At 42.0% G+C, this 24,645-nt stretch carries 29 protein-coding genes; 24 read left to right on the top strand and 5 right to left on the bottom strand.

Annotation, left to right across the window (positions count from 1 at the left end; translation table 11 throughout):
- The first annotated feature begins 791 nt into the window (after positions 1 to 791).
- From HFELIS_RS08405 to HFELIS_RS08360, 11 genes are all read left to right on the top strand, one after another.
- Positions 792 to 980, top strand: a complete 189-nt coding sequence (locus tag HFELIS_RS08405; protein ID WP_148229963.1) for a hypothetical protein — start codon at positions 792 to 794, stop codon at positions 978 to 980.
- Between the two features lie 264 nt (positions 981 to 1,244).
- Positions 1,245 to 1,730, top strand: a complete 486-nt coding sequence (locus HFELIS_RS08400) for an N-acetylmuramoyl-L-alanine amidase (RefSeq protein ID WP_013470132.1) — start codon at positions 1,245 to 1,247, stop codon at positions 1,728 to 1,730.
- Entirely contained in the window at positions 1,720 to 1,896 is a 177-nt protein-coding gene (locus HFELIS_RS09115; protein WP_013470131.1) for a hypothetical protein, read from the top strand. The genes HFELIS_RS08400 and HFELIS_RS09115 overlap by 11 nt, the downstream gene beginning before the upstream one ends.
- On the top strand, positions 1,883 to 2,215 hold the full coding sequence (locus tag HFELIS_RS08395) for a hypothetical protein (protein WP_013470130.1): 333 nt from the start codon (positions 1,883 to 1,885) through the stop codon (positions 2,213 to 2,215). The genes HFELIS_RS09115 and HFELIS_RS08395 overlap by 14 nt, the downstream gene beginning before the upstream one ends.
- Positions 2,216 to 2,607: 392 nt before the next feature.
- Positions 2,608 to 4,275, top strand: coding sequence for a primase-helicase family protein (locus tag HFELIS_RS08390; protein WP_148229962.1), 1,668 nt, complete (start codon positions 2,608 to 2,610; stop codon positions 4,273 to 4,275).
- Positions 4,272 to 5,471, top strand: a complete 1,200-nt coding sequence (locus HFELIS_RS08385) for a hypothetical protein (protein WP_231844174.1) — start codon at positions 4,272 to 4,274, stop codon at positions 5,469 to 5,471. Before HFELIS_RS08390 ends, HFELIS_RS08385 begins: the two co-directional genes overlap by 4 nt.
- Positions 5,468 to 5,653, top strand: a complete 186-nt coding sequence (locus tag HFELIS_RS08380; protein ID WP_013470127.1) for a hypothetical protein — start codon at positions 5,468 to 5,470, stop codon at positions 5,651 to 5,653. The genes HFELIS_RS08385 and HFELIS_RS08380 overlap by 4 nt, the downstream gene beginning before the upstream one ends.
- A gap of 17 nt (positions 5,654 to 5,670) precedes the next feature.
- Positions 5,671 to 6,213 carry a phospholipase D-like domain-containing protein gene (locus HFELIS_RS08375; protein ID WP_013470126.1) on the top strand — a complete coding sequence of 181 codons (543 nt, stop codon included), beginning with the start codon at positions 5,671 to 5,673 and terminating at the stop codon, positions 6,211 to 6,213.
- Positions 6,214 to 6,244: 31 nt separating this feature from the next.
- Complete coding sequence (locus HFELIS_RS08370) at positions 6,245 to 6,685, top strand: hypothetical protein (RefSeq protein ID WP_013470125.1); 441 nt, start codon at positions 6,245 to 6,247, stop codon at positions 6,683 to 6,685.
- 50 nt (positions 6,686 to 6,735) lie between these two features.
- On the top strand, positions 6,736 to 7,554 hold the full coding sequence (locus HFELIS_RS08365) for a phosphoethanolamine transferase (RefSeq protein ID WP_013470124.1): 819 nt from the start codon (positions 6,736 to 6,738) through the stop codon (positions 7,552 to 7,554).
- Positions 7,555 to 7,868: 314 nt separating this feature from the next.
- On the top strand, positions 7,869 to 8,741 hold the full coding sequence (locus HFELIS_RS08360; RefSeq protein ID WP_013470123.1) for a glycosyltransferase family 25 protein: 873 nt from the start codon (positions 7,869 to 7,871) through the stop codon (positions 8,739 to 8,741).
- On the opposite strand, the gene HFELIS_RS08845 is transcribed toward HFELIS_RS08360, so the two are convergent.
- A complete protein-coding gene (locus tag HFELIS_RS08845) occupies positions 8,716 to 9,987 on the bottom strand; it encodes a glycosyltransferase family 4 protein (RefSeq protein ID WP_013470122.1) in 1,272 nt (423 codons plus the stop codon). The genes HFELIS_RS08360 and HFELIS_RS08845 overlap by 26 nt on opposite strands.
- A gap of 181 nt (positions 9,988 to 10,168) precedes the next feature.
- On the opposite strand from HFELIS_RS08845, the gene HFELIS_RS08350 reads away from it, so the two are divergent.
- Positions 10,169 to 11,248 carry a putative beta-1,4-N-acetylgalactosaminyltransferase gene (locus tag HFELIS_RS08350; RefSeq protein ID WP_013470121.1) on the top strand — a complete coding sequence of 360 codons (1,080 nt, stop codon included), beginning with the start codon at positions 10,169 to 10,171 and terminating at the stop codon, positions 11,246 to 11,248.
- Between the two features lie 261 nt (positions 11,249 to 11,509).
- Here HFELIS_RS08350 and HFELIS_RS08345 read toward each other — a convergent pair whose 3' ends face one another.
- Positions 11,510 to 13,018: a phosphoethanolamine transferase gene (locus HFELIS_RS08345; RefSeq protein ID WP_013470120.1), complete on the bottom strand. Its 1,509-nt coding sequence runs from the start codon at positions 13,016 to 13,018 to the stop codon at positions 11,510 to 11,512.
- Between the two features lie 770 nt (positions 13,019 to 13,788).
- Between HFELIS_RS08345 and HFELIS_RS08340 the strand changes: the two genes are divergently transcribed.
- Complete coding sequence (locus tag HFELIS_RS08340) at positions 13,789 to 15,312, top strand: replication initiation protein (protein WP_013470119.1); 1,524 nt, start codon at positions 13,789 to 13,791, stop codon at positions 15,310 to 15,312.
- A gap of 205 nt (positions 15,313 to 15,517) precedes the next feature.
- Here the strand turns inward: HFELIS_RS08340 and HFELIS_RS08335 are convergent, their stop codons facing one another.
- Positions 15,518 to 16,693, bottom strand: coding sequence for a glycosyltransferase family 4 protein (locus tag HFELIS_RS08335; RefSeq protein WP_013470118.1), 1,176 nt, complete (start codon positions 16,691 to 16,693; stop codon positions 15,518 to 15,520).
- Between the two features lie 293 nt (positions 16,694 to 16,986).
- On the opposite strand from HFELIS_RS08335, the gene HFELIS_RS08330 reads away from it, so the two are divergent.
- From HFELIS_RS08330 to HFELIS_RS08305, 8 genes are all read left to right on the top strand, one after another.
- Positions 16,987 to 17,247, top strand: coding sequence for a hypothetical protein (locus HFELIS_RS08330; protein ID WP_013470117.1), 261 nt, complete (start codon positions 16,987 to 16,989; stop codon positions 17,245 to 17,247).
- A 45-nt stretch (positions 17,248 to 17,292) separates the two neighbouring features.
- Positions 17,293 to 17,499, top strand: a complete 207-nt coding sequence (locus HFELIS_RS09110) for a hypothetical protein (protein ID WP_041302962.1) — start codon at positions 17,293 to 17,295, stop codon at positions 17,497 to 17,499.
- 61 nt (positions 17,500 to 17,560) lie between these two features.
- The gene (locus HFELIS_RS09105; protein ID WP_158305106.1) at positions 17,561 to 17,731 is read left to right on the top strand and encodes a hypothetical protein; all 171 of its coding nucleotides are present in this window, start codon (positions 17,561 to 17,563) and stop codon (positions 17,729 to 17,731) included.
- Between the two features lie 816 nt (positions 17,732 to 18,547).
- A complete protein-coding gene (locus tag HFELIS_RS08320) occupies positions 18,548 to 19,654 on the top strand; it encodes a DUF262 domain-containing protein (RefSeq protein ID WP_013470115.1) in 1,107 nt (368 codons plus the stop codon).
- Positions 19,647 to 19,856 (top strand): AAA family ATPase, encoded by a 210-nt coding sequence (locus HFELIS_RS08315; protein ID WP_013470114.1) that lies wholly within the window; start codon positions 19,647 to 19,649, stop codon positions 19,854 to 19,856. The genes HFELIS_RS08320 and HFELIS_RS08315 overlap by 8 nt, the downstream gene beginning before the upstream one ends.
- Before the next feature lie 31 nt (positions 19,857 to 19,887).
- Positions 19,888 to 20,637 carry an AAA family ATPase gene (locus tag HFELIS_RS08310; RefSeq protein WP_231844173.1) on the top strand — a complete coding sequence of 250 codons (750 nt, stop codon included), beginning with the start codon at positions 19,888 to 19,890 and terminating at the stop codon, positions 20,635 to 20,637.
- The gene (locus HFELIS_RS08660; protein WP_013470112.1) at positions 20,637 to 20,903 is read left to right on the top strand and encodes a hypothetical protein; all 267 of its coding nucleotides are present in this window, start codon (positions 20,637 to 20,639) and stop codon (positions 20,901 to 20,903) included. Before HFELIS_RS08310 ends, HFELIS_RS08660 begins: the two co-directional genes overlap by 1 nt.
- A 230-nt stretch (positions 20,904 to 21,133) precedes the next feature.
- Entirely contained in the window at positions 21,134 to 21,376 is a 243-nt protein-coding gene (locus HFELIS_RS08305; protein WP_324732818.1) for a hypothetical protein, read from the top strand.
- A 264-nt stretch (positions 21,377 to 21,640) separates the two neighbouring features.
- Here HFELIS_RS08305 and HFELIS_RS08300 read toward each other — a convergent pair whose 3' ends face one another.
- Positions 21,641 to 21,931, bottom strand: a complete 291-nt coding sequence (locus HFELIS_RS08300; RefSeq protein ID WP_013470110.1) for a hypothetical protein — start codon at positions 21,929 to 21,931, stop codon at positions 21,641 to 21,643.
- A gap of 25 nt (positions 21,932 to 21,956) precedes the next feature.
- Between HFELIS_RS08300 and HFELIS_RS09100 the strand changes: the two genes are divergently transcribed.
- The 3 genes from HFELIS_RS09100 to HFELIS_RS08295 are packed head-to-tail and all read left to right on the top strand — an operon-like array spanning position 21,957 to position 23,036.
- A complete protein-coding gene (locus tag HFELIS_RS09100) occupies positions 21,957 to 22,118 on the top strand; it encodes a hypothetical protein (RefSeq protein WP_013470109.1) in 162 nt (53 codons plus the stop codon).
- A gap of 24 nt (positions 22,119 to 22,142) precedes the next feature.
- Positions 22,143 to 22,412, top strand: coding sequence for a hypothetical protein (locus HFELIS_RS08655; protein WP_148229961.1), 270 nt, complete (start codon positions 22,143 to 22,145; stop codon positions 22,410 to 22,412).
- 6 nt (positions 22,413 to 22,418) lie between these two features.
- Complete coding sequence (locus HFELIS_RS08295; RefSeq protein ID WP_013470107.1) at positions 22,419 to 23,036, top strand: hypothetical protein; 618 nt, start codon at positions 22,419 to 22,421, stop codon at positions 23,034 to 23,036.
- A gap of 769 nt (positions 23,037 to 23,805) precedes the next feature.
- Here HFELIS_RS08295 and HFELIS_RS08285 read toward each other — a convergent pair.
- Positions 23,806 to 24,366, bottom strand: a complete 561-nt coding sequence (locus tag HFELIS_RS08285; protein WP_013470105.1) for a ribonuclease H family protein — start codon at positions 24,364 to 24,366, stop codon at positions 23,806 to 23,808.
- Positions 24,367 to 24,645 lie beyond the last annotated feature (279 nt).

The following is a 24,645-nucleotide window of genomic DNA, read 5'->3' as shown; positions in this document are numbered from 1 at the left end:
CCGCACTTGTTCGCCTCAATTTTGCGCGAAAGTTTGCGCGCGGCCCGTGTAATTCTAAACCCTTTGGGTTTACACGCGCGCGTATGCATGCGCATGTAGAACCCCCTAACACATCAAAAATGACACTCCTAAAATGCCCTACAATCACTGACCCCCTACTAGACCACGCCCTAAGCTTCTTAAAGCGTTTCTAGGGCATTTCTAGGCTTAAGAAAATTTGACTTTCCCTCAAGAAAATATCACCCTCCAACAAGGAAATATCTCCTACTAAATTTTCACACTTCTTTGACCTGACTTCCGACCTGAGCCCCGATCTAACTCTCGCCCCTGATTCTCTGATCAACCCTCTGCCCTCTCTGATTTCTCTCCTGCGCCTTCCCTGCCTGCGCTCTTAAAAAAGCGCGACCGCGCTAGCGGGCGCACGCAGCGCAGGCACGGGTGGTGGGTGGGGGGAAGGCGCAGGGCGCGCGCGCAGGTGGGTTGGCGCGCGCGCACAAAGACCCCGCGAAAGAGACAGCTAGCTGGCTCTGAAGCTATGGAGTGCGACCGCACAGCGGGCGCGCGGAATGCGTAGCAAGACAAGCCCGCGAAGGCTTGCGGAGCTCCCCCCAAAAGCCCCCCCCCGCTCAACCCGCAGCCACCCCGCCTACACAGGGAGGGGGAACTAACCGCGCACGCGCACGGCACGCGGGGGCGAAAAGTGCCCGTTCTTGGGGCACGCGGGCACGCTGGGGCGCGCTGGCTGGCACGGGCAGGGGGGGGACACAGGGAAAGGGAAGGGTTTCAACCCCTTGCGTTTACGGGGGTTTGGAGCTCTTGGGCGCATAAAAACGCGTAAAACGCTCTTAAACGCGTTCGAGGGCTGGAAGGCTTGGGGGGGTAGCCTTGTGGTGTTGGCGCGCTCTGTGGGCACGCTAGGGGGCAAAAACGGGGGCTTTTTTCGCACGCGCACGGCGCACACGCTCCCCCTCCCTGTGTAGGCGGGGTGGCTGCGGGTTGAGCGGGGGGGGGCTTTTGCCCCCCACGCCCGCAAGCCTACACCGCCCAAAAGCTACAGGAAACCAATCACAATTTTAAGGAGTTTGGCTAATGTTTCATTTAACCCGTATACCCTTAGCAATTTGGCTAGGTTTTCTTACAGCCTTGAGTATCAATGGTTGTTTACAGCCGGAACATTGTCAGATCATCTATGACGTGATAAAACACATCACACGCCATGTGTGCCAGTGAAGGGAAGGGTTTTTTTGTTGAAGGCATCAAAGACTAGAGCTCTACACAATCACGGCGGACACGCACAAAACACGGCTACGCGCCACATCGATAAGATCATCATTCACTGCAGTGCGACAAAAGCGGGGAAAGACTTCCGCGCGAAAGACATCGATATGTGGCACAAACAAAGGGGGTTTAAGTGCATCGGATACCACTTTGTGATCTTGCTAGATGGCACGATTGAGATCGGCAGAGCTCTACAGCAGATCGGGGCGCACTGCAAAGGACACAATAAAACCAGCGTAGGTGTTTGCTACATCGGGGGGTTAGACGAATCAGGCGCGCCTAAAAACACACTCACAGATTCCCAACTCACCACCCTACTGACTCTGTGCCGTGAGCTCACACAAAAATACCCCCGCGCAAAGATTTACGGGCATAAAGATTTTAACCCTGCTAAAGCCTGCCCATCGTTTGAAGTCAAAGAAGTGTTAAAGGAGTTTTTTCATGCTAAGTAACGCGCGTTTGTTTGTGAATCTTCTCATTGTCTTGTTGCTCACTTTGACGGGCGCAAACTTGTATGTCTCTTGGGTGCTAGAAAAACACTCCAAAGCGATCGCCAAAGTGATCCAAGAAATACACACAATGGAATCCTCTCTAAAGGTGGAAAATGGAAAAAGTTAGCCTAGCCTTGTTGCTAGAGTATGGAGTCTTACTCTGTGTGGGAAGTTTTAGCGGTTTTCTCTTTGCCCTAAAGACGATCGGAGAGAGAAGTCAATTCGCCGAAGTCATGCAACACATTTTTTTAGCCGTAGGGTCATCTATGTTGGTCGCATGGATTGCCTACGAGATCATCAAAGAATACTTTCGTCTCAACTACGGGTTATCGGTCTCAATTAGTGCGGGTGTTGGATACTTAGGCGCGGAGGTCTCTATCAAGTTTTTAATCGACTATCTCTCCAGCAAACTGGGACGCAAAAACAAACACGATCCAACACAATAAAAACCCTTCCCTTCACTGGGAAAGTAATATTTTTAAGGTTAAAAATAGCGAAATCGTTACAAAACATTACCATTACATATTTTTAACAAAGTATTTTAGGGGGTGTAACAACATGTGTTGTTTGTGATGGTGCAAGAAATCCAAAATAAACTGAATATTGTAAAAGTGCTTTAAGTTCGTAGCCATCGGCTTTAAGCACGAAAAAGGGGGGTAGCTCAATGTTTAAGGATAGGTTTTAAGCAGGGCTTAAAAATTTATGTAATATCATTTGGAGCGTTGCGTTACATCACATAGTAAAAAGTCCTTAAAATAGGTAGCCTCAAAAAAGTATGTAACGGATATTTAAAGAGAAAAGGGTTACTAAGGTGGAAAATAGGGCAAAAAGCGCAAAAATGACTTTTACAGAAAAAGTAACAGAGGAGAGTCAAAAAATGGCTGGCAAAGGCTTGACAAACTTAGAAAAATTAAAACAAAAGTTTGACAAAATCCGACAGGGATTTACGCAATATTTAGCAAAAATTAGCGGAGTTGTTGACGGGTTTGGGCAGACTTTAGCCGACTATTTTATTACAGAAATTTATCCAAAAGTGCCAAGTTATTTGGTCTGTGGCGATGAAAATTTTCGCATCTTTTATTACGATTTAGAAGCAGAAAAATATAAAACTAGAATTGTAAAAAAGGTGGAAATTTTAGGGCAAGAATATGAGTTAGGCAAGGCTTTTGAGTTCAGAAAACGGACAGATTTTGTGTCATATTTACAAGGTGCTTGTCGTCTTGATGATATAGCGGGGGATTTTCCTAGAGAGTTAATCCGCGAGGATTTACCCGCCAAAATGCGCCCAAAACCGGGGGTAAATTGGATTGTAGAGAGTCTTTCTCATCCGGTCAGTGCGCTGGAAGTTTGCCGGCCTTCTGACCGCCGTTTAATCTGGATGGACGATAGTAAAAGTATCTTTATTAACACATTCCAATGCCCACAAAGAATCAAAGAATACCGCCGTTATCGTTTGGCTGAAGGTGCGCAAAAGGGTGTTAAAAAACGCTTAGAATGGGGCGCAAAATTTCCTTTCATTGCCGGGGTGATTGATAATGTTTTGGGGGCAAAAAATGATTCAAAAGTGCGCGACAAATTCTTGCATGATCTCGCCTACCACTTAGAGACTTTTACGCCTTGCTTTAATCTTTGGCTACTGCTTGATAAGCAAGGCACAGGCAAAGGTGTTTTGACTTCTCAGATACTCATGCGCCTTTACTCTGATGAGGATAATTTTAGCAATGTGGCGCGCTTGAGTGGCGCAGAATTTACCTCAAAATGGGGGGATGCTTTTGTCAATCGGCTCTATTTAGATATTGATGAAGTGGAGGAGAGTTTAGACAAAAGCGGGACAACAATTAACCAAAGAGTTAAGGTCATTGTGGCTAACACTCGCTACGCTGTGCAACTCAAATTTAGAGACACACAACAAGTGGAGAATCACGCTTTTATCGTAATGAGCTCTAATGAAAAAATGCCTTTCAAAATTGACGCGGGTCTGAATCGCAGATACAACATTGTGCGTGGAGGTGGTGAGTCTTTGGTCGAAATGTTTCCCCAAATTAGCGCAAACCATGACGATTGGCTCAATAAAACTATCGACAAAGAAATGCCCTACTTTCTGCAATTCTTAGCCCAAATTCCCCTAGATTTTAAAATCTACAGCACTTGCCTAGAAACAGATTATAAAGCCTTTATCGTGGATAGTTCGACTGGGGACGCGCAAAAGATTGTTGAGCTTTTCATGGGGCAAAGAACCCTACAAGAAACGCAAGAATACATGTCCGAAATGGCTTGTGAATATGTGCAACACTTGCTAGAAAATAATATACGCGGTGTAGCAGTGAGTGATCTAAGAAAGGTATTCCCGCAAGATTTTAAAGAGATGATAAGTCTGTTCAAATTTGAGGGTATCGAAGCGAAAACCATCCGCATTAATTGGTATCTTAACGAGTATGGCGAATTGCAGTCCGAAAAATCTAAAGTGGTTCGTGGCTACACTATCACACTAAAAGGCGCGCCATGATAACCCTCTCCATCCATCGGGGAAACTCTTACATGGCTACTCAGGGCTGGGCTGTAGAAGTCTTTTCTAGTCTGCAAGAAGTGGCTAACATCTGCCTTGAGTGCGACACTAGCCCGGCTATTTTCAGCCAACCTAAACTAGGCAAGTCTCAACGCTCCAGCCATAATGTACAGGGCTTCCACAACTTGCTATTTTTTGACATCGATAACGCTCCCGACTCTGAGTATTTTTCCGTGCAAAATGCCTTAGATTTAATGCACTCTCACCCGGTAAGTTTCGCCCTCATTCCCACGCGAAACTACCTCCGCCAAAAGCCCAAAGACCCCCGCTCTAACATCGAGCGTTTTCGTATTCTAGTGCCCACTCTCAAGCCCCCGCCCACCGCTCTAATCAGCCGGGAAAATGGAAGGGTTAATGTTGACTTGTATCGCATTTTTCAAACTCTCATCGTCAAGGCTCTCAAGCTAGAAACTTACGCGGATAGCTCTCCGTTAAGAGACATCGCCCGCTTCTACGCCCGCCATGAAAACCCGCCCCTAATGCCGCCAATTATCGTAGAAAAACGCCCTATGAATTTGGATTTTATCTACAAAAAAGCCCTAGAAATTCACGCCCAAAAGCTCAAGGATTTGCACGCTCAAACTGCGCCAAAAACGCCCAAAAAAAGCCCAAAATTTAGCACAAATTTACCCCATTCTCAAGCCAATTTACACACCGCTAATGTGGAAAAAATGAAGGCGACATCAATCCTTTATCTGATTGAAAAGCTGGAAAAAGTCGAGCGCATTTACAAAGAAGGAAACTACCTCATGGTCAAAACTCTAAAAGCTAAATACTCCATTATGGATGGCTCAAATTTAGCCCATGACTTCAAAAGCGGGGAAACTTACGGCGTGATTGCCTACCTAACTGCACACTTCAATGACAACAATATCAACAATCTAGCCCGCCATTTAGAACGCCTTACGGGCAACACTTTTTTAACCCTAGATAGCGCGCTTTTTGATGTGATAGAAAACGCCATAAAGGGTGCAAAAAACTTAATCCAAGTCGAGCAAAAAATCAAAAATCACTACGGCGTGCGCTTTGTAAAATTTATGCGACACGGGGTAAAAATTGCCGACAATCTGATCACATATCCGCCAAATTTTGATACAATGCGCGTATTCAATTTACCCCTAAAAGGAGACACATGAACGCACAAAATGACCCCAAAAATCCCGCTCAAAACCCCGCCCAAAAAAAGGAAGTTGTCCAGCCAAAACTTAGCGTTTCTGAGAAGTATATTCGCATTGGAAAGCTCTACGAAAAACTAGAAAAACTAGACGAGGAACGGGCGAAAATTCTAGCCGAAATCAAAGAAGTTAAGTCCTCCTAAAGTGCCAAAAAACTATAATGAAACTGCCCTATTTTCTAGCCCTCTTTGCCTTGTTTGAGGCGGCACTAGCCCACTCCGTTTACTTCCTTCCTAAGCAAAACAAAGAGGCAGAAAACGCCCTACTGACGGGCATTGAAAACGCTAAATCGACAATCGACATCGCCCTCTACTCCTTCACCTACAAAGACCTAGCTAAAGCTCTACGCCAAGCTAGCAAGCGCGGAGTTGTGGTAACCCTCATCCTAGACACCAGCCAAAACGCAGACAACCCCCAAAGTGTGCTAACCACACTTGCCAAGCTCTACCGCGTAAAAGTCTGCTTACTCAGCGGACTAAAATCCAAACGCTATAACCGCTACACCCAGCAATACATAGGGCTCATGCACAACAAGATGATGATCATAGATAAAACCCTTCTCTTCACTGGCTCTGCTAACTGGAGCACAAATAGTTTTCACAACAACTACGAAACTATCTCCGTTGATGACGACCCGCACATCCTCCAACAAGCTAATGACGCTTTTAAGGACATGACTCAAAAATGCCCCGGGTTTTTGTAAAATAATCATCCACATCAAAAAAAGGACTCTGATGGATTTTTTCAAAATCGGACAAGATGCCGGCACGCTTTGGGTAGAGCTCTACACCAAAACCCACCAACTCACCGCGCTACAAAAAAGTGCAATGCTGATCTACTACCACCTCACAAATGGCTACAGACTGCTCTATACAAGCCACACACAAGCAGACAAGGAACAAACCGCCCAAACCATCGCCAACACACTACAGCCCCTTACAGCTCAAAATATGAGCGAAAAACACCTAAGCCTAGAAGTGCTTAAAATCTGGGCGCGTGATCCACAACGCGAGGAGGAAATAGCAGAATACCCTATCTTACCCGCCCGCCCTTTTAGAAACACCCCCCACTACAGCACGCTCAAAGAAATTAACGCCCTCCCCGCTGATGAGTTGCACACCCTGCTAAAAACCGCGCTGGAGTTTGCTAGCAACCTTGACCCCTCAAAAATTTAAACGGACTTCGCTCCGCAACTTTTCCAGTAATTTCCCCCTTTGGAGGCACTATGCCTGTTTTTCAAGTTCTTCTAAATTACTCGGATGTGGAAAACAAACACATTCCTTGGTATCTTAAAGAGAACATTGGCACAATCCTTAGGGCTGCTGGTTACACCACTTTTTGGCTAGATAATCAAGACAACTGGCAAGATGAGTCGACCTATGCCAATGTCTATACACTCACTTCTCATTCCTTTGATTACACATACTGGACCAACCAGGGTTGGAAAAATCATGATCAGGTTCTCATCAATACTTACAACCATGAAGTCAAATCCAAACTTAGAGTTAAAAACTTTATTTTATTTCACTTAATGGGCAACCATCTCATATTCAACCAGCGTTTCCCTAAGTCATTTGCTAAATTCACTCCAAAAGACCTTCCTTACACTGGCCTAAAGGTACAAAATATGGCAGATAAGCAAATCGTAGCCGATTATGTCAATTCACTTTATTACACCGATTACATTTTACAAGAAATCTTTAATCTCTTTAAAGATAAAAATGCCTTGATTGTCTATCTCTCAGACCATGGGCAAAGTGTTTATGAAGATTGGCATGGTTATGAGCATAGTTGTTCTAAAAGCGGCGTGGAGATTCCTTTTGTCATCTATGTTACGGAGAAATTTAAACAAAAGTATCCGCAGAAGGTTAAAGCCATCGCCCAAGCCATCAATAAGCCTTTCATGACTGATGATTTGATTCATAGTTTATTACCATTAATGGGCATCCACACTAAAGACAATATCGAAAGTAAAAATCTCTTCAGCCCCACTTTTGATGTGAAAAGAAAACGGGTGTTTTGTGGGAGCGTTTATAAACCTTAGCTGTGGCGTTTGGTATTGTTAAGGCTAATTCGTGGGGATTATTTGCGTTGCTTTTTGTGCGCGAGTGCGTATTGAGAACGGGTTGTTTTTTACAAAAAACATTTCGAAAAGGCTTATAAATTAAAAGATTATAGATTGGAAGTGCCTGACAGATATTGGGAGGATTGGGAGGATTGGGAGGATTGGGAGGAGCGTCTTGTTTTTATTTTGAGTTTTTTGTTAAAATATGGGACTTGGTTATCTAGAATTTTAACATCTTTAATGCGTGATTTTATCAACTCCAAAGGTTTTGATCGCTTCATTTAGGGGATTTTATGGTTTTGCCTGTTTATTTTATTTCTCTCAAAGACCATCCTAGGCGCAAACACTGCCAAAGCATCATTGACAATCCACCTGCTCAAGAGGGCGATCTTAAACTTGAATTCCATCTTTTTGATGCGATTGACAAACACAGTTGTTATTTTAAGAAGGATTTGGGTTATAGCAGTTTGATTGAAAATTCTTATTCCTCTGAGTGGCTTAAAGAGAGCGAATGGTTCAGAGGCGCACATGGAAGAGAATTATTGCTGGAAGAATTGGGTTGTTATGCGAGCCATTACATGTTATGGCTTAGGTGTATCGAGTTAAATTGTCCCATAGTCATTTTAGAAGACGATGTGGTGCTCAAGCCCCACTTTTATGAAAGTTTGGTGCATTGCATGCAAAGTCCCTTTGATTTTGTGCGTTTATTTGCTACTTTTTGGGAGATTAAAACTAAAAAATCAGTCATTGCACATACGGGTGGTACACAGGTGCTACCCACCGATTCTAGGATAGAAGTAATCTTAAAAGAGCATTTTTATCTCTCGGCCTTAGAAGTCTTTGCTGCTGCTGCCTACTATCTCACCCCAAAGGCGGCAAAAGCCTTTGTGAGTGCGAGTTTGCACTTCACTGAACCAGTCGATAATTTGCTCACCCTAGTGCATACCCATCGGATACCCAATTTGACTTATATTCCCTTGAGCGTGGGATTTAGCAAACACCATTCTATTTCAGCGATTTCTTCAGATGACCCCACAAATTTACGGGCAAGCGCTAACAAATCTCCCAAGTGTTTATCCACACGCTTTTTTAATTCTGTTTTCTTTGCAGTCCGCCGCTACTACTATTACCGCCTTTTTCTCAAGCGCTATGCCCATTTGCGTTAAGAGTCTCTAGGAATTTTGGGATGATTTTGTCATAAGTGTAGTTTTGAATCGTGATGTGCAAGTTCTTAGCTACTTGGTAGTAGTGATCAGGATCACTTAATAGAGAGTCCACTTTATGTGCCATTTCTTGAGGAGTTTGCACCACCAAGTCAGCGTAAAGTTGCTTGACACAGCCTACATCCATGCACACAAAGGGTAGTCCGTACTGCATGCTCTCTAAAATCGCCATAGGATAACATGGGTGAGGAGCAGCGTGCAAAAACAAAGTAGCATGGGTGAAGAGTGCTAGTATCTGTGAGCGTTCTAGCGAATGGAGAAACAATACGGGCTTGAAACCATATTTATCATCTAAATCTTGTTTAAGCGTTTTTAACATACCAAGGGCATGTACATAATTGCAAAAGCCTACAAAAACCAAGGGGATTTGCACTTGGCTTAAATAATAGGCTTGCAAAATTTTGTCATGATTTTTAGCGGGATGATAGTTAGAAACACTGAGCAGATAGGAGCCTTGCATAAGGGTTTCTAAATCATTGTCATTGGTTTTTTTTAAGGGTGTGTGCAGAGTCTTGGGTGGATAGATCTCAAAAACCCCATGGGGTAAAATACTTATCCTAGAACAAAAAGGCGCAAGGGTGTGGTAATTGTGTGTTTTTTCATCTAAGAAAAACACACAATCAAAGTCTTTCAGATGATTTCTTAGCATGCCCTCAATCCATCTAAAATATTTTTTATCTTCGTTAAAGAATTTTGAGAGAATAATTTTAAGAACTTCTTTGATGCGACTCTTCCATGAATGACCCTGTCGTATATTAGGTGACTCATGGATTTTTAAAGCCTTCTTAACCTCTAAGGTAGGGAGCAAATCATAAAGCAGGTCGCATGTCCAACAGATTCCATAAATCCCTTCATTGACCCCAGAGCAAAGCAACAGATCGCACTCAAAATGCGCCACAAAATCCTTATAGGCCGCAATCTCACCTTTTATCAGGTAACCCTCTACATAAATGTGAAATCCGATGACAAAGAGATTAGGAGCTATTTCTACAACCTCTCTTGCAGTGTTGCCACTAGTGATGGCGTGTTTTTGGCCTTCCCATTGGAGGGTTTGCAAATCAAAAACATTAGCAGTACACACCAGGACTGTATGTCCAGCCCTAGCAAGAGCTAAACTCAAATTATGGGCAACAATCGCCCGTCCTGACTGCAAAGGATAATATTGGCTAGTGCAAAAGAGAATGCGCATTGAAGTCCTAAATTAAGTTTCTCATCCGTGTTTACACTATACTTAAATGCTCTTAATCTCACAATAAATCAAAAGTTGAAAGATGGGGTTCGACTGTGGTTTTTGAGTAACATCAAGATTTGACTTTATGAAAAACTTTGTTACAATTTGCGGTATGGAATGTGGAATAAGGAGCGGTTTTTTGGCAAATTTTAAACAACACATAAAGTCCAGACTAAAATGGGCAAGAGATAAATTGCTATCTAGTGTTCATAATAGGTTGGATCGCCTTGAGCACACCTTGCAGAATATGTCCGACCCACAATTTGGAAAGATTTCCCATCCTCAAAAATTCTTGGTATTTAAACGAATCGAAAATTTGAGCAATGAGAATTTTATCGTCGCCAACAAAAAGATCGCCGCAGGGGGGGGGGGGGAATCCTTTAGCGACAAACCAACTCACCACGGTTATTTCGAATATGATGAAAAAAGCAAAGACCCTGCAAGCCCTCTCAATCCATGGGCTTTTATTCGAGTGCGTAATGAGATTTGCACCTTGGAAGAATGTCTGCACTCAATACTCCCGGCGATTCAACGGGGAGTGATTGGTTATAACGACTGCGACGATGGAAGTGCAGAAGTGATTTTAGACTTTTGCCAAAAATTTCCCAGCTTTGTGCCCATTTCTTATCCCTACAAGGTAGCTCAACTTGGTCGGGAAACCCCTGAACACCTGCACAACACGCTCTATCACTATTCTAATTATGTTTTTTCCTTCATCCCAAGGAATCAATGGGTGGTAAAAATTGATGTGGATCACATCCACGATGCCAAGAAGCTTTACAAGAGTTTCTATACGGTGCGCAATACTTACGAAACCTTGGCTTACTCTAGGGTGCATTTCTTAGTAAAAGATGGACGAGTCTTTGTGTGGCATGTAAATGTTGCTGGCGAAGATGACTTTGGATTTGTAGAAAATTGCGCAGGGCATTTTTTACTCTACAATCGAGATTGTGGGTTTGTGAAACACCCGGAACAGAATTGGATAGAAGAAATGTGTTATAAGCGTCCCGTGGAATTTGTTGGTGATCCAGAGTTAATGAACTGGCATTTTCCCTATATCAAACCTCGAAGAGCCTCTGAAGCTGAAAAGTGCAAGTGGGTACCTTTAGCCGATTTTAAGGAGTATCATAAGAAGTTGTTAGGCAATAAGATTCCTTATGACATGGTGGATGAAGAGAGGATTCTAGAGATTTATTCTAAATTCAAAACCCCCCATTAAGTGCCTATTAGTTGTATTAAAAAAATTTTAAGCTATTCAAAACATTAAACATAAATCTAAGAGAATATGCAAGAAGGAATAATCTTGTGTAGTGAATGAGAAGGGAAGAAAGTTAAGGGGCGTTATGGTTGTGGGTTGTTGGGTATTCTAGGTTACCACAATAAACCCGTTTCCTGTTAGTGTCAAACTTTGGACTAAAGAGATTTTTAGCTTCTAGATTGTCTTTCGTGTGTATCCCTACAAGAGGCAGAAGAGAATGAATCAGACGTCGATCATGAAGGGTTTGTTCACTGCTTGGGCAATGGCTTTGACTTTCTGTGGGTAGCTTTGCTTAAATTTATCCGTAACATAGACTGCAAAAGGAACTTCAACGCCATAATTGGAGCATTTGTGGACAAAAACATGCCCACTCCTAAACATATCTTGCCCATGATCAGAAAGATACAAGATGATTGCATTTTTATCTTTAAACAAGTTAAATATTTCTTTAAGAACATGGTCTGTGTAGTAAATTGAGTTGACATAATCAGCGACTGTTTGTTTGTCGGTCATGTTTTGCACATGTAATTCGGTGTAAGAAACATCTTTTGGTGTAAATTTTGTAAAGCTATGAGGGAAACGATTAGTGTAAGGAAAATGGTTGCCCACTAGATGGAATAGAATAAAATTTTTAGTCCCTAATTTAGATTTGACTGTGTTATTGTAGGTATCAACGAGTATTTGATCCTTATTTTCATAATCATTGTTAGTCCAATATTTGTAGTCAAAAGAGTTAGAAAGGAGTGAAAAGGCATCTGTTAGGTAGGGGTTTGCTTGATTGTCCAGCCAAAAAGTAGTATAGCCTGCAGTTTTGAATATTTTACCCACACCTTCTGTGAGGTACCAAGGAATAGTTTTGCTATTTTCTACATCCGAGTAGTTCAAAAGAACTTGAAAAACAGGCAATGTGTAGGCAAATGGCGACACTACATCCGTAAATAAGAACAAGTGTTGCGATTGCTTGAGTTTGCTGAAAAATGGGGTGTTTGGAGTGCTGTAATCGTAAACTCCCATAAATGAACGCGATTCGCTCTCACCCACGACGAGTATCACATTAGGTGGGGTATCCGAATCAACATGGATATAGTCTTTAGGTAAAGGTTGCTTGAGCTTATCATATATTGCTTGGATTTTACTATGTTCTCTAATATTTAGAGCAATTAGAGCGATCTCTTTGACAGAAGGAATTATCTGTGTGCATAAGAATTTGTAAAAATGATCCATGTGTTTCAACGAAGAATAGTATCCTTTGAAAGCGTGCAATGCGTGAACTAGCAATAGTGTTGCAAAAATCACCTTGATTCTCTTGGGTTGGATTACCAATTGGAAGCGTATCGAGGCAATCGCTACACACACCGCTATTGTTGTGAGAACAAGTAATGTATGAGGGATGACTTGCAGTGTAAAAAAAGCTCGAACTTCCACCCAGTGGCTTGAAAAGATCATATTGACCAAGGATTCTGTTAAAATCATGTTGAAATAATAAGATGCAAAAAAATCAATAAATGCGAAGAAGAGAACTACCGTCAATAGGATGTTTTTAGTTGTCTGCAATACAAAGCGTTGTTTGATAAAAGAAAGTCCCCAATAAATCAAAAAGCTAATAAAAAAACTATAAAAAGCGACCTTTCCCACAACAAAGCGTCCGTATTGAGACTCGGCATTGGCACTAAAAAGCACCACAAAAACGGGAGCTAGCCACATCAGGAAAAATCGCATATCCAGGACCATCGCATACCTTGCATACTTGATTGCTCATACGCAGGGATACCAAAATGGCATGGTGTGCGATGAGAGATGCATAAGTTACTATTTTAACATAAAAAACGCGCAAGTTGACGGCGTTTGCTTATGATTTGTGGTCTCGTATGGTGAGGGATATATAAACAGTTGAATGTGAAACATTTAGAATATGATCAAAACATCAAAGAGGATTACACAATGTTATGCTGAGGTATAGTTCGTGTGGTTTTTACTTGTTCCTCTCTATCCTCCACTTTAAAACACCTCTATAAAGTACTCTAGGATACTCTACAATCAACAAGATGCCCTTAATCCATAGGAAAACCTACATACACTCCAAAAACGTTATATGGCCATTCTAGCGTGCTAATTTCCACCTCAAAAGCTAATGGGGGTGTGGGGGCTCGCCCCCACAGTTAAATCTTTCTGTAAGCAGTGCGTGAGCACTGCATTCCTAGTTTCCATTTCCAGCAATTTAACCTTAAGCGTTTTTTTCTCGCGCGCGCGTAAGAGTTTGTAATAAGTTTGTTAATATATTTGTAGGCCGCGTTTTTTTGCGCTTTCAGCTCCCATGTGTGCGGGGTTGCGGGGGCACTTTTTGAGCTATTTCCCCTACTTTTTGAGCTATTTCCCCTACTTTTTGAGCTTATTTCCCCTACTTTTTGAGCTTATTTCCCCTACTTTTTGAGCTTATTTCCCCTAAATAAAATATTAAACATGGTATAATATCAAAAATAAGCATAGCAGGTAGGCTTTAGATGGACACCACAGAACAGCTAGGACAGCAGATAAAAGCACTCCAGACAATCATTAGTGCTACAGCTGATATAGGTCTAAGAGAGGTACTAGAGAGAGAAAAGGCGGAATGCTTAAAGAAGCTCGTAGCCCTAGTCCCAGCTCTTGACCTACAATCACCTCAAGACCCCCCAAAAGTCGCCCCGGAGCCTACTTTGGACACCACACCAAAGAGTGAAACCGAGCACTCCAACAAAGCTCCCACCAAACAAGAACAAAAGCCTATAGACACCTCTACTCCAAAGGGCACGTCTGCTAAAGAAGTGCCCATCGCTAACCCCAACCAAGTAGTGATTCATAACGACATCTACAAGGTCAATCTAGGCAAAATGGGGGCGCGTGAGATCAATCTCCTCTTCTCTCTGTTTAACCGCCTCAAAGACCAGCAAGACACCTGTATCTACTTCACTCCTAAAGAAGTCAAGGAAATGATGGATGCGCCCAAAATTGGCGATAAAGACCTCTTAAAAGCGGTGAAAGCCCTTTGGAAAAATGTAAAAACTGCGAACTTTTGGGAGATCGCACGCTGTATTGAGGATGGAAGGAAAATTACTAGAGAAACCAACCGATTTTTATTCAAAGATTTCACCATTGCCTATGATGAAACCGAGAAACTTTGCTATATTGAAGTGGGAGTCAACGCCCCCTATTATTTGCATTTGCTCAATGACTTAAGCGCAAATTTCACCACTTTTCAGCTCAAAACCTTTTTATCCTTGCGTAGCAAATACGCCAAAAACCTTTATCGCTTATTAGTGCGCTTTGAGGATGTAAAGAAGAATGGCATGTGCGAGATGATCAGCTATAAAAATGATTTTGCGGGGTTTAAGGAGTTTATGGGCATTCCTACAACCATGCGAACAGATTTGATTGATGCTCACATACTTAAACCCGCCTGCCGTGAGCTAGGGGTAATCTTTGAGGAGGGCTACGACCCCAAAAACCCTAACCGCAATCTGCCCTATGAAACGATTTTTTATGTGAAAGAAAAAAAAGGCAGGGGAGGAAAGGTAGTAGGCATCACCTTCCACTTCATGCCCCACCCCCACGCAGATGCTCAAAAGGCTATCTTAAAACGCCGCTCTCAAAACCGCATCCAAGAGGCTGTGATCAAGGCGCAAAAACAAGAGCGCAAGGAACAAGAAAAACAAGCCAAAGAGCAGAAAAAAGCCCAACGAGGCTATTACACCAAAAAAGAACGCGAGGCCATAGGGAAATTTTGCGGACTAACAGGGTCAATCTGTATTGATAGCCCCTACCATGTGTTCCAAAACGCTAAACTCATTAATGTTTTGACCCGTCTTGGAGACAACCCCTCCATTGTAGGACTATTCCAGCTCATCCCAACGCATCCTAACGATCGCCACTACGCCCAATACTGTACAGAACACCTAGAGAGATTCAATACTCAAGGAGACGATTTATTCACCCACACCTTTAAAGACCATGAGGATTTTGTGAACAATTTCGTCAAACATGCGCGCTAGAACACACCTCCAAAAAAAAATGTGCGTTAGAAGCCCCTCTAAGCCTTTTAAAAATTTGGGGCAATACCTACAATCCTCCTAAGTCCCGTGTGGATTGTGGGGTAATTGTGTTACCACTCTGTTGCGTTCTGTTGGCTGACAAGGCACCAAATAGCCTTTTTAATGTAAAATGCGCCTGTAAGTTTGGATATAGAAATAACCAGCCCTAGCTTTCTTCTAGCATGCGTTCCACGATCTCTATGTGTTTTTGCATACTTTTTTTTAAATCAAACTCTTTAGCGCGTTTTAAACCCCTCTCTATGCACTCTTTTCTTAAAACTTCATCGGTTAGAGCCACTTCTAGTTGCCTGGTAATGTCTTGGACACTGTATGGGTCACAATAAATCCCTGCATCACCCAAGATTTCTGGCATACATGAAACATTACTGGCCAACACCACGCATTGAGCTTGCATAGCTTCCACCATGGGCAATCCAAAGCCTTCAGCTAAACTACCCCACCACAAAAGTCGGGCATTTTTGTAGAGAGTTTGTAAAAGTGCATCTGAAACATAACCTAGATTAACAATAAAATCTTGTTTAAAAACTTTCTCATCATCTTTTGTCAAAGTGCTAAAAGACGATGATGTTAAAACAATTTTGAAGCGTTTTTGTAAGTTCTGAGGAAGTCGCTGAAAAGCCTCGATTAATCGCGTTGCATTTTTACGCTTTGACTTGGCTCCCACCACTAAAATAAACTCTCCTAGATTAGGAGGCAAGCTCACATGGTGAGTATCTCTATATTCTCTCAGACCATGATAGATTACATGCACCTTAGATTCTGTAAATCCAAGAGCGTTGATAATATCTGCTTTAGTGCATTGGCTAAAACAAATCACCTCTGTATAGGTAGACATTTGTGGGAAAATATTTTTCTCAAAATCTAACCTCATTTTTTTGGGCAGACACCACATCTCACCAATAGGCATGTCATGGATGCAACCTAAAATCTTGCTGGACCTTATTCCCTTTGGACCTAGAAACTCTGGCTGGATGTATAAGTCAGACACAGTGTCTGAAACATTATGATGTCTTCTTTTGACACACAACTCCGCTAAAAAACGAAAACCTAAAGACAGATAAGAGTAAAGTGGACTGATCAAGAAAAACCGGAGTGCTTTCTTTATGGTCTTAATAAAACCAGTAGAACTGGGAAGCGGATCGCTTGGTAAATCCTTGAGATTAGCATAAAGTTTTCCATGTGCATAAAAATTAAGTTCCACATCACCTCTGCTTTTAAAGTATTCCTCCAAAGCTTGAGCCAACGCTAAAGTATAAAGTCCAATACCAGTCAAATTCCCTGCATTGGCTATAGAAGATGCGTTAAAAATCACTTTTTTCATTTTTTAAGAATTCTTTTAGATATATTTCAAACGGGAAAGCAAGCAAGCCAACTTGACCAACACTACTCAAAATCCAATCGACCTAAATTTTCGACAGATTACCAAAAAATACCCAAATTCTCTATCATGGGCTTTATTTATCAATCAGGTGAAAGTCATTGTGAGAAAATTAAGGTTGGTAGAGGTGTGGCGATTCGAATTCCAGCAAAGTGTGAGGTGTGTTATCTGATAACCGCTGATTGTATAGATATTTCCTAAATGGAGCACAATAAGTGGAATGTTTTGAGCAGATAATGAAGCTAACCACACAAACCCCCCACACACAAGACCAAAACCAACCAGCAGTCCAACAACAACCTATAACAACAAAAATCATCACACAAAACACTCCCAAATCCCCCCATGCCATCTCTAAAAAGTATGTTACTTTTTATAACGATGTCAACTCTACTTATTTAGGCAAGCTAGGTACATCAGAAACAAATCTACTCTTTGCAATCTTTAACAAACTCAAAGATAAACAAGATGATTTCTTGGTGTTGTCGATAAGATAGATAAAGCAATGGTGCGTGCGGTGAAAATCAGCCACAACGATCTTTGTGGTATTGCCAAAAGACTTTGGAAAAACATCAGGATCGCTAACTTTTGGATACTCTTTCCCCAAAGAGGGAAACTACATATTTTTTGAAACCCTTGCCACAAACTACCGCAATACCAAGAAAACCCAAGTCAATATGCCCTACTTTGGTTACTTGCTCAACTTTTTAAACGCTAACTTTGCTTCCTTTGAATTGCTAGAGTTTTAGAATATTAGTAATAGAGTGTGCCAAGAAACATAGAATTCTCAAGCAACGGAAAAGCACGGGAGTGCCTCCAAGGAAGGCATGGAGTGAGTTTAGAGAATTGATGGGTGTGCCAGTGAATCTACCAGCTATCAATGTGGGGCATGTTGTCCTCAAACCCGCCATTAAAGAACCCAAAAAGCCCCCTCACTCTGAAAATCTTTTCTACAAAAAACTAGAATTTATAAGTCTTTGAATAGCTGTTCTAAAACTCTCCGCCGATCTGATGTTTTCACTCTATAACTCTCACAATTCTTTTTGTCATTTATAACACATTTGATACTTAAATTAGCTATTTAGTGCGTATTTCTTCATTATTAGTACCTCACGAGCCCCGTACTACACGAACTTCTCGAGGGGTCCAAAAGGTTAAAAAGACGAAATCTTTTAAAAAATGGTTAAAAATCTGCCTGCGCGCGTGAGGAAAGCGAGAAAGCTTAAAGCAATTGCAAAAATTTTCAGTGTACGCTTTCTGATTGATGAGGAGTGGAGATGGGCATAAATGCCTCTAAAATCGATTTTAAGCGCATTTTAGAGTGTGGGGTATGTGTGTCTAAGGATGGTTTTTGCTAAATCGCGCTGTAAGATCCCTTTGTGTGTTTGGAATCGCTATGTTTTTCAAGGGGAAAAGAAATAGAGAGACGGAGGCAAAAACTCCGTCCTTTATGGTGGAGATGTAAGCGCACGCTAAGAAAAGAAAGGTCACTCTTGCAGTGAATTAGGTAAGCGGGATTAGTGGAAACCTAATGTGGCGGGGTTGGATATGCTCATTCTAGCCACTAAAGTTAAGCACGATGACGAGTTAGCAACTAGTCTCCATCCATCGGTGGGTCTGTAAGTCTTTTAGATTGGGAACTGGCCTTACGGACTAAACAGCAAAGTCTTTCGAGCACAGAAGCCTTAGTTTCTGTTGGTTAGGAGGCTCCTCCCTCAAGAGAGGAGCGGTTCATGTGATATTTTAACTTTGAGCTGGCTATAACCGCAAGATCAAGATAGATTAAGGATGCCTTGGATGTCTCAAGAATTAGAAGGCGAAGAAAGATTAGAAATTGCAACAAGCAAAGACAATTATCCTATTAAAGAACTCAGGTTAGCTAAGGATAGGATTAGTGTTTTTGACATGAAGAGAAGACTAGATGATCCCAAGCGCTGGAGGATTAATCTCCAACCAGATTTTCAGAGAAGCCCAAGAGTTTGGGACACTAAGCAAAGATCAGAGCTCATTGAATCGATCCTCATAGGGATTCCCTTGCCCGTCATTTACATGATTGAATCAGAAAAGCAGAATTCTCAAGAGCCTACTCGCCAAGTGATTGATGGTTTGCAAAGACTGACCTGTATTCAGGATTTTCTCAATGAAAGATTCGTCCTGAGCCCTTTGAAAATCTTGCCAAGTATTAACAAGAAAAGGTTTTCAGAACTAGAACCGTTTATGCAAAATAGGATTGAGGACTACCAACTGGAGGTATATACGATCCTACCTCCTGTGCCCGATCGGGTTAAGCTTGATGTCTTTGATCGACTCAATAGAGGAGGAACACAACTAAACAATCAGGAAATGCGCAATGCGATTTATTGTGGTCGTTCTACAACCTTTATCAACTCCATGTGTCAATCAGAGGGCTTTGAGAAACTTATGGGTAAAAAACTTAGTTTGAGAATGAAGGATCGCTATCTCATCTTGCGCTTTGTGGCGTTTTATTTGCTGAGAACTGAACGTTTAGGCGATCTTAAATACACAAACATGGATGATTTCTTAGGAGGGGTTATGGAGCAGATCAATCGATCTGAGGAGGGTGCTTACGAAGATGTGGCCAGAGATTTTAATCAGGCTATGCAAGATATATTGGAGAGGTGCGACGATTCTATTTTTAGATTCAAGAGCAAGGAAGGAAAGGCTCAGAAAAGGCCGATTAATATAGCTCTTTTCGAGTGTTTTGTGTATTTATTTGTGCGTGCTCGCCAAGAACACAAGGAAATTACCATCGAAGCACTTGAACGCTTAAAGAACGAATTTGAAGATTCTGGCACGTTTGCCTCTGGCGTGGAAAGTCCAAGCAATATTGGATTTAGATTCGATCAAGCAGAAGGGATACTAAGGAAGGCTTTACATGATTAGTTTTATTCAGATTGAAAACTTTAAGAGTATCCAAAAAGAAGTCTTTGAGTTAAAACCCCTGACTTGTTTTGCGGGCACAAACTCGGTAGGCAAGTCTAGTGTGTTACAAACCATTTTACTAGCCTCCTATTACAACCACAACAATATGTGGCTTAGAGATGCCATTTACTTCGTCATGAGCTATACTAGGTATCAAAAATAACGAAAGCAGAGCCGAAGAAAGTCGACTTTTTTTGTGTAAAGACCAGCAACAAGCAGAATTGGTGTGTAGCCACGATCGGCCTTGGCATTTTGAAGGAACACCTTTGGATTTGATGTTTGAAGAAAATCTTTTCTATCTTTGGTCAAACAGAATAGGGCAACAATCCCAAGCGAAATCCCAAGAGGAAATAAAATTTGGCATAGATGGCGAATACGCTTTTGCCTATTACCATGACAATAAACAGACTCTCAATCAAGACCTACACCGCGATATGCAGGGGATTTTAGACATCGATCTAGAATTGTTTACAGAAAAGGTTGGGGATGGTGTCCATGTTACTTTTAGAAAGTCCGGGACAGCAAATCCTTTTTCACCTTTTAATGTGGGAGCAGGGGTGAGCTATGTGGCTAAGATTTTAATCATAGCTCTCTCGCTTAAGGAGAACGACATTTTTCTCATTGAAAATCCAGAAATCCATTTACACCCTAAAGCCATCGCTAATTTAGCCAGTTTTTTTGCCAAACTCATTGCGTGTAAAAAAATCCAATTAATTATTGAGACACATTCGGCTTATTTTTTACACAAACTCCGCCATGAGGTCTATAAGAAAAATCTAGCCAGTGATGCCGTGCGTTTTTTTTATAAAGATCAGCCCAATAAAAATTTTGAGGTCATTGATATTGGCGCAGGGGGGCGATTGGTCAATCCAAACAAGGAGCCCATTAGCTTCCCCACGGGTTTTTTAGATGTCGGATTGGACGAACTATTGGAGATCATGTGATGGGCTTTTCCATGTGCTGTGAAGACGATTTATACGAAGTGTTTTTAAAATTCAAGAAGGGACAGCCCATAGAAATAGAGGATAAACCTCTTATAGAGCGCATGTTGCATTACTATAAACCTGAGATTTTGCCCACCAAAGAACAACTAGAAATCTTAAAAATTTGGGACCCAGAGTTGCGTGCCAGCAAGCATCATAAAAAGCGGGCATGTTTATCCCCAAAAGGAAGCTCCAGCCCACACGAAATACAAAATTGTTTTATCTAGCCATAAAAATGATTTTCCCTTCGTCAATGTCAAGGACGATGTGATTGAAAACAATTTCAGCGCTACTTTTTTTCATAAGGAAAACAGAGAGAAGGCCAAACAACACATCAAAACCTTGCTGGAACATTGCAAATATTGTGTCATTCGCGATAGGTATCTTCTCAAACAATCAAGATACATTTAAAAAATTCGCTACAGAATTGCTCCCTAAAAGGGAGTTAAGAATTTACTTGAGTATTGGCAACGATCCCAAAGACCCCAGAGAGCAATCTCTAATCACGGACCTAAAACAGATTTGTGAAGATTGGACCATCACAAAGAACACTACCCAATACCAGAAAACCCACGATCGTTACATCTTAATTGAAGACACAATGGAAGTCATTCTGACAAGTGGCATCGACTATTTGTATGATGAAAATAAAGATTTCAGTTACTTAGTTAGAAAGAAGTCCAAAAACTCACGATCCTAACAAACTCCTTTGGGTTACCACGCACAGGGTCTAATGTCATCGGTTGAATGAAATTCAGGCATTTTACCTCTTTAGATTTGGTAAGAAGCAGTTATAGCATTAAGATAGTATTTTTAGCAGTGTTAATTATTTATCATCCTCTGCCTTTCTTTGACTGGTAAGTGAAACTCCGTTGAGATTAGGGGGTTGATTTTGGGGTTTTTGGTGCTGTTGAAGTTGTATTTTTGAGGTCTGCGTTTTACAGCCATGAAGTATGAAACGCTCTTAAGAATCCCTCTTGCGGACATAGCGCATCTGAGTAAGCTCTGTAATGCGGTTTTCTAGTTCTTGCTTATCTTGTTCCCCCTCTCTTATTATAGAAACTCCTACCTCCATTTTTTCTTGCAAGCCCCCTATTTTGGGGGTTTTGTCGCTATCTCTTTTCGTGCGATTTTTGGGGGTGTTTTTGGCAGTGAATTGGGGGCGGGTGAGCTCACACCCATCCCCTTTAAACACATGATCTAACGCACCATTGATATGGTAGAATTTGGCTTTAAAAAAAACCCTTCCCTTCACCTAGCCAAAAGACAAGGAGTGCCCGATGAGCGTTTTTAGTACTAGCGTTTCAAAACCTAGCAATTTTCACGCCTTAGATCAGTGGTGTGTTGTGGAGTTTGAGAAGTGGGAACATATCACGCTAGGGGCGATTAAGTATGATGTGTCTGTGGTGCATTTTAGTGAGAGTTATAGCACCAAACACTAGCGCAGTGGCGAGAATGTGATAGGCTTGCACCCGTTTCTCTTTTACGATGTGGATAATGATAAGGAGGGCAAGAAACGCCCCTTGAGCGTTAAGGGCGCGCTTGATCTGCTAGCGCGTTTTGATATTGCCTTTGCCATCGTGCCCTCCCGTAACTACAAGAGAATCAAAGAGAGCGACCCACGCCCCGGTATCGAGCGTTTTAGAATTATCGTGTCCTTAGAGAAAGCCCCGCCTACAGAGTTAGTCAAAGATAAGGAGCTATTGTGCAAATTCCAAGAGTTGTTTGCGCAATAGCTAGGCGTGATTGACTATGTAGATGACGCGCCCTTAAGAGATATGGCGCGCTATTATGCCAAACACGAAACCGCCCCGCTTATGAACCCCCTTGTTGTGCAAGGGCGTTTAGCGCGCGTGGATAAGATTTACAGCATGGCGCGCCAAGAGCTCGCCAAAGCACGCCAAGAAAAAGAGGCGCGCCTAGCACAAGCAAGAGAGCAGCACACACGCAACATAACACCAAGAGCCCCCCGCCCCATGATTGTAAGCGGTGGTAGCATTGTAGTTGCTGATATGGAGCGGATTAAGGCAATCCCCATCGTTAAGCTCATTAGAATGTTAGAGAGAGTGGTGAGCGAATACACAGAGGGCACATACAACATGATTAAGACCGCGACTGCTAAGTATTCTATCATGGATGACAATGTCGCGCATGATTTTAAGAGCGGAGAATCTTATGGGGTGTGTGCTTACCTTGCCAAGCAGTTTAACACGCCCGTGTTAAATAGCATTGCGCGTAACCTAGAAAAGTTGCTAGGGGATAGTTTCCTTATCCAAGACCCCACCTTTGGTAGTGTATTGCAAAACGCTTTAGAGGGAGCGTGTAGCCGACAGGGAGTAGAGCGCAAAGTAGCAGACTAAAGTCTGCATTACCCAACAAGGCAAGTGGAGAGGGATTTAATGTTATTGACATACTCCTCCATAGCTAAAGCTAAGGGATTCTGGTAAAAGTGGGCAATGGGGGCATGCCTATAAAAACTTTGATTATTGAAGCCAAAATGACCAATAGGCCCATATCGCCGGGATAACCAAGTTCAAAGAACTCAACACACAAAAGACTAAAGACTCTTTGCAGACTTTAGGGCAGGTGCTCTTTTGCGAGTGGGCTTTTAGATTGCACAAGGAAGCAAAAAGAGACGCAATCATCACACAGATAAATTACAGCTTAGATAAGAGTAGCTGGAATATGCGTGTGCAGTTTAAACATTCCGATAATGGAGGACTTAAAATAACAAGCTTAAGAGAAAGAGCAAAGACTGAAACTAAATTTTAAAACGGTGTTAATCACGATATTGACTGCTATTTTCAGTATTTTTGATCCCATTACGATTCATCACGGCAAAATTAGATTTATTTCAATGGGAACGCATCTTAACATAGATTTTTTGGTGCTTTTGCTAAAGATTGTGTTCTCTTGTGTCAAAATGTCATCTTTAGCCCTCAAAAAATTGAAAGTGGGTACCAATGATGTCGTTTATGACCCCCTTACTAATTTTATTCAAATTGTTCTGTATGGCCTACCCCCACTTATTGTCTTGATAAGATCGGAAAAAGACAGCTCTTAATAGAGAAAACAAGACAGAGAAATCACCAGATAACTATTACAACATACAAAAACGCCACAAGTAAACTAGGACCCGGAAGATGTGGAAATAAATGGGTAAACACGGGACTTGGGAACATACTTGGGCGGGGGGACTTTAGAATAATGCTCATGGACAGTCTTGTGGGGGTAGTGCTGGAGAAAAAGCTCTTTCATGTTTTTGTAGGCGCGTGTATCACATTCCCAATAAAGAGTCGCAAACTCGGGTCTGTCATGAATATGAACAGCAGTAATAGGGATTTTGTTGGCGTGTTGCAAGAGGAGATTACGCCAAGCTTGTTGTTGTTTGGAGAGAGCATAAACTTGCAACCCCTTTGTGTTAATAGCTTCTATCATGCCTAGGTGGTCACAGTAGATAGTGATATGGAGGGGCTGGTGTTGAACGACAGCCTTAAGCCCTTCACTAATGGGGTAGAATTCCAAACTTGCGCAGTGCCCCTGTCTAGCTCCGCCACTTTCTACTAAAATGTTCTCTTGACTATCTAAAGCACAAAAGGCCCAACCACAAATGCCCAAGCGCGCTTGACATTTTTTGCATGGCCCTACGGTTTTGGCTAATCCAGTCGCAATGAGGGTTATGTTTTTCATGACCACCCCTAATATTGAGGATAAGAAAATCCACATCCGGAGCCTACCATTTCGATGTAAATATAAATTAAATTCATTTTAGAGATGATCTTGTGAACCTGAGAGAGGCGGATGGAATGTTTACGCCTACGATAGTGTTGCAGATGCGATTGTAATCTTATTACAACTGACTCTCTTGCCTTTGATCTTGCGTGAGGTGTTCAACTAACAGGCAGTGCCTAGAATCTCAGCAATTTTTCTTACACAGATTTTTAGCTTCTATAATTAAATACGGATGAT

The sequence above is a fragment of the Helicobacter felis ATCC 49179 genome, assembly GCF_000200595.1.
Taxonomy (GTDB): domain Bacteria; phylum Campylobacterota; class Campylobacteria; order Campylobacterales; family Helicobacteraceae; genus Helicobacter; species Helicobacter felis.
This window is presented reverse-complemented; position numbering and strand designations above follow the sequence as displayed.

Coding starts and splice junctions, on each gene's coding strand:
- HFELIS_RS08320 (WP_013470115.1), top strand. CDS start 18,548: ATGTCTCAAGAATTAGAAGGCGAAGAAAGATTAGAAATTGCAACAAGC.
- HFELIS_RS08285 (WP_013470105.1), bottom strand. CDS start 24,366: ATGAAAAACATAACCCTCATTGCGACTGGATTAGCCAAAACCGTAGGG.
- HFELIS_RS08380 (WP_013470127.1), top strand. CDS start 5,468: ATGAACGCACAAAATGACCCCAAAAATCCCGCTCAAAACCCCGCCCAA.
- HFELIS_RS08370 (WP_013470125.1), top strand. CDS start 6,245: ATGGATTTTTTCAAAATCGGACAAGATGCCGGCACGCTTTGGGTAGAG.
- HFELIS_RS08390 (WP_148229962.1), top strand. CDS start 2,608: ATGACTTTTACAGAAAAAGTAACAGAGGAGAGTCAAAAAATGGCTGGC.
- HFELIS_RS09100 (WP_013470109.1), top strand. CDS start 21,957: ATGAGCGTTTTTAGTACTAGCGTTTCAAAACCTAGCAATTTTCACGCC.
- HFELIS_RS08340 (WP_013470119.1), top strand. CDS start 13,789: ATGGACACCACAGAACAGCTAGGACAGCAGATAAAAGCACTCCAGACA.
- HFELIS_RS08660 (WP_013470112.1), top strand. CDS start 20,637: ATGGGCTTTTCCATGTGCTGTGAAGACGATTTATACGAAGTGTTTTTA.
- HFELIS_RS08335 (WP_013470118.1), bottom strand. CDS start 16,693: ATGAAAAAAGTGATTTTTAACGCATCTTCTATAGCCAATGCAGGGAAT.
- HFELIS_RS08365 (WP_013470124.1), top strand. CDS start 6,736: ATGCCTGTTTTTCAAGTTCTTCTAAATTACTCGGATGTGGAAAACAAA.
- HFELIS_RS08345 (WP_013470120.1), bottom strand. CDS start 13,018: ATGGTCCTGGATATGCGATTTTTCCTGATGTGGCTAGCTCCCGTTTTT.
- HFELIS_RS08330 (WP_013470117.1), top strand. CDS start 16,987: ATGAAGCTAACCACACAAACCCCCCACACACAAGACCAAAACCAACCA.
- HFELIS_RS08375 (WP_013470126.1), top strand. CDS start 5,671: ATGAAACTGCCCTATTTTCTAGCCCTCTTTGCCTTGTTTGAGGCGGCA.
- HFELIS_RS08385 (WP_231844174.1), top strand. CDS start 4,272: ATGATAACCCTCTCCATCCATCGGGGAAACTCTTACATGGCTACTCAG.
- HFELIS_RS08360 (WP_013470123.1), top strand. CDS start 7,869: ATGGTTTTGCCTGTTTATTTTATTTCTCTCAAAGACCATCCTAGGCGC.
- HFELIS_RS08845 (WP_013470122.1), bottom strand. CDS start 9,987: ATGCGCATTCTCTTTTGCACTAGCCAATATTATCCTTTGCAGTCAGGA.
- HFELIS_RS08315 (WP_013470114.1), top strand. CDS start 19,647: ATGATTAGTTTTATTCAGATTGAAAACTTTAAGAGTATCCAAAAAGAA.
- HFELIS_RS09115 (WP_013470131.1), top strand. CDS start 1,720: ATGCTAAGTAACGCGCGTTTGTTTGTGAATCTTCTCATTGTCTTGTTG.
- HFELIS_RS08395 (WP_013470130.1), top strand. CDS start 1,883: ATGGAAAAAGTTAGCCTAGCCTTGTTGCTAGAGTATGGAGTCTTACTC.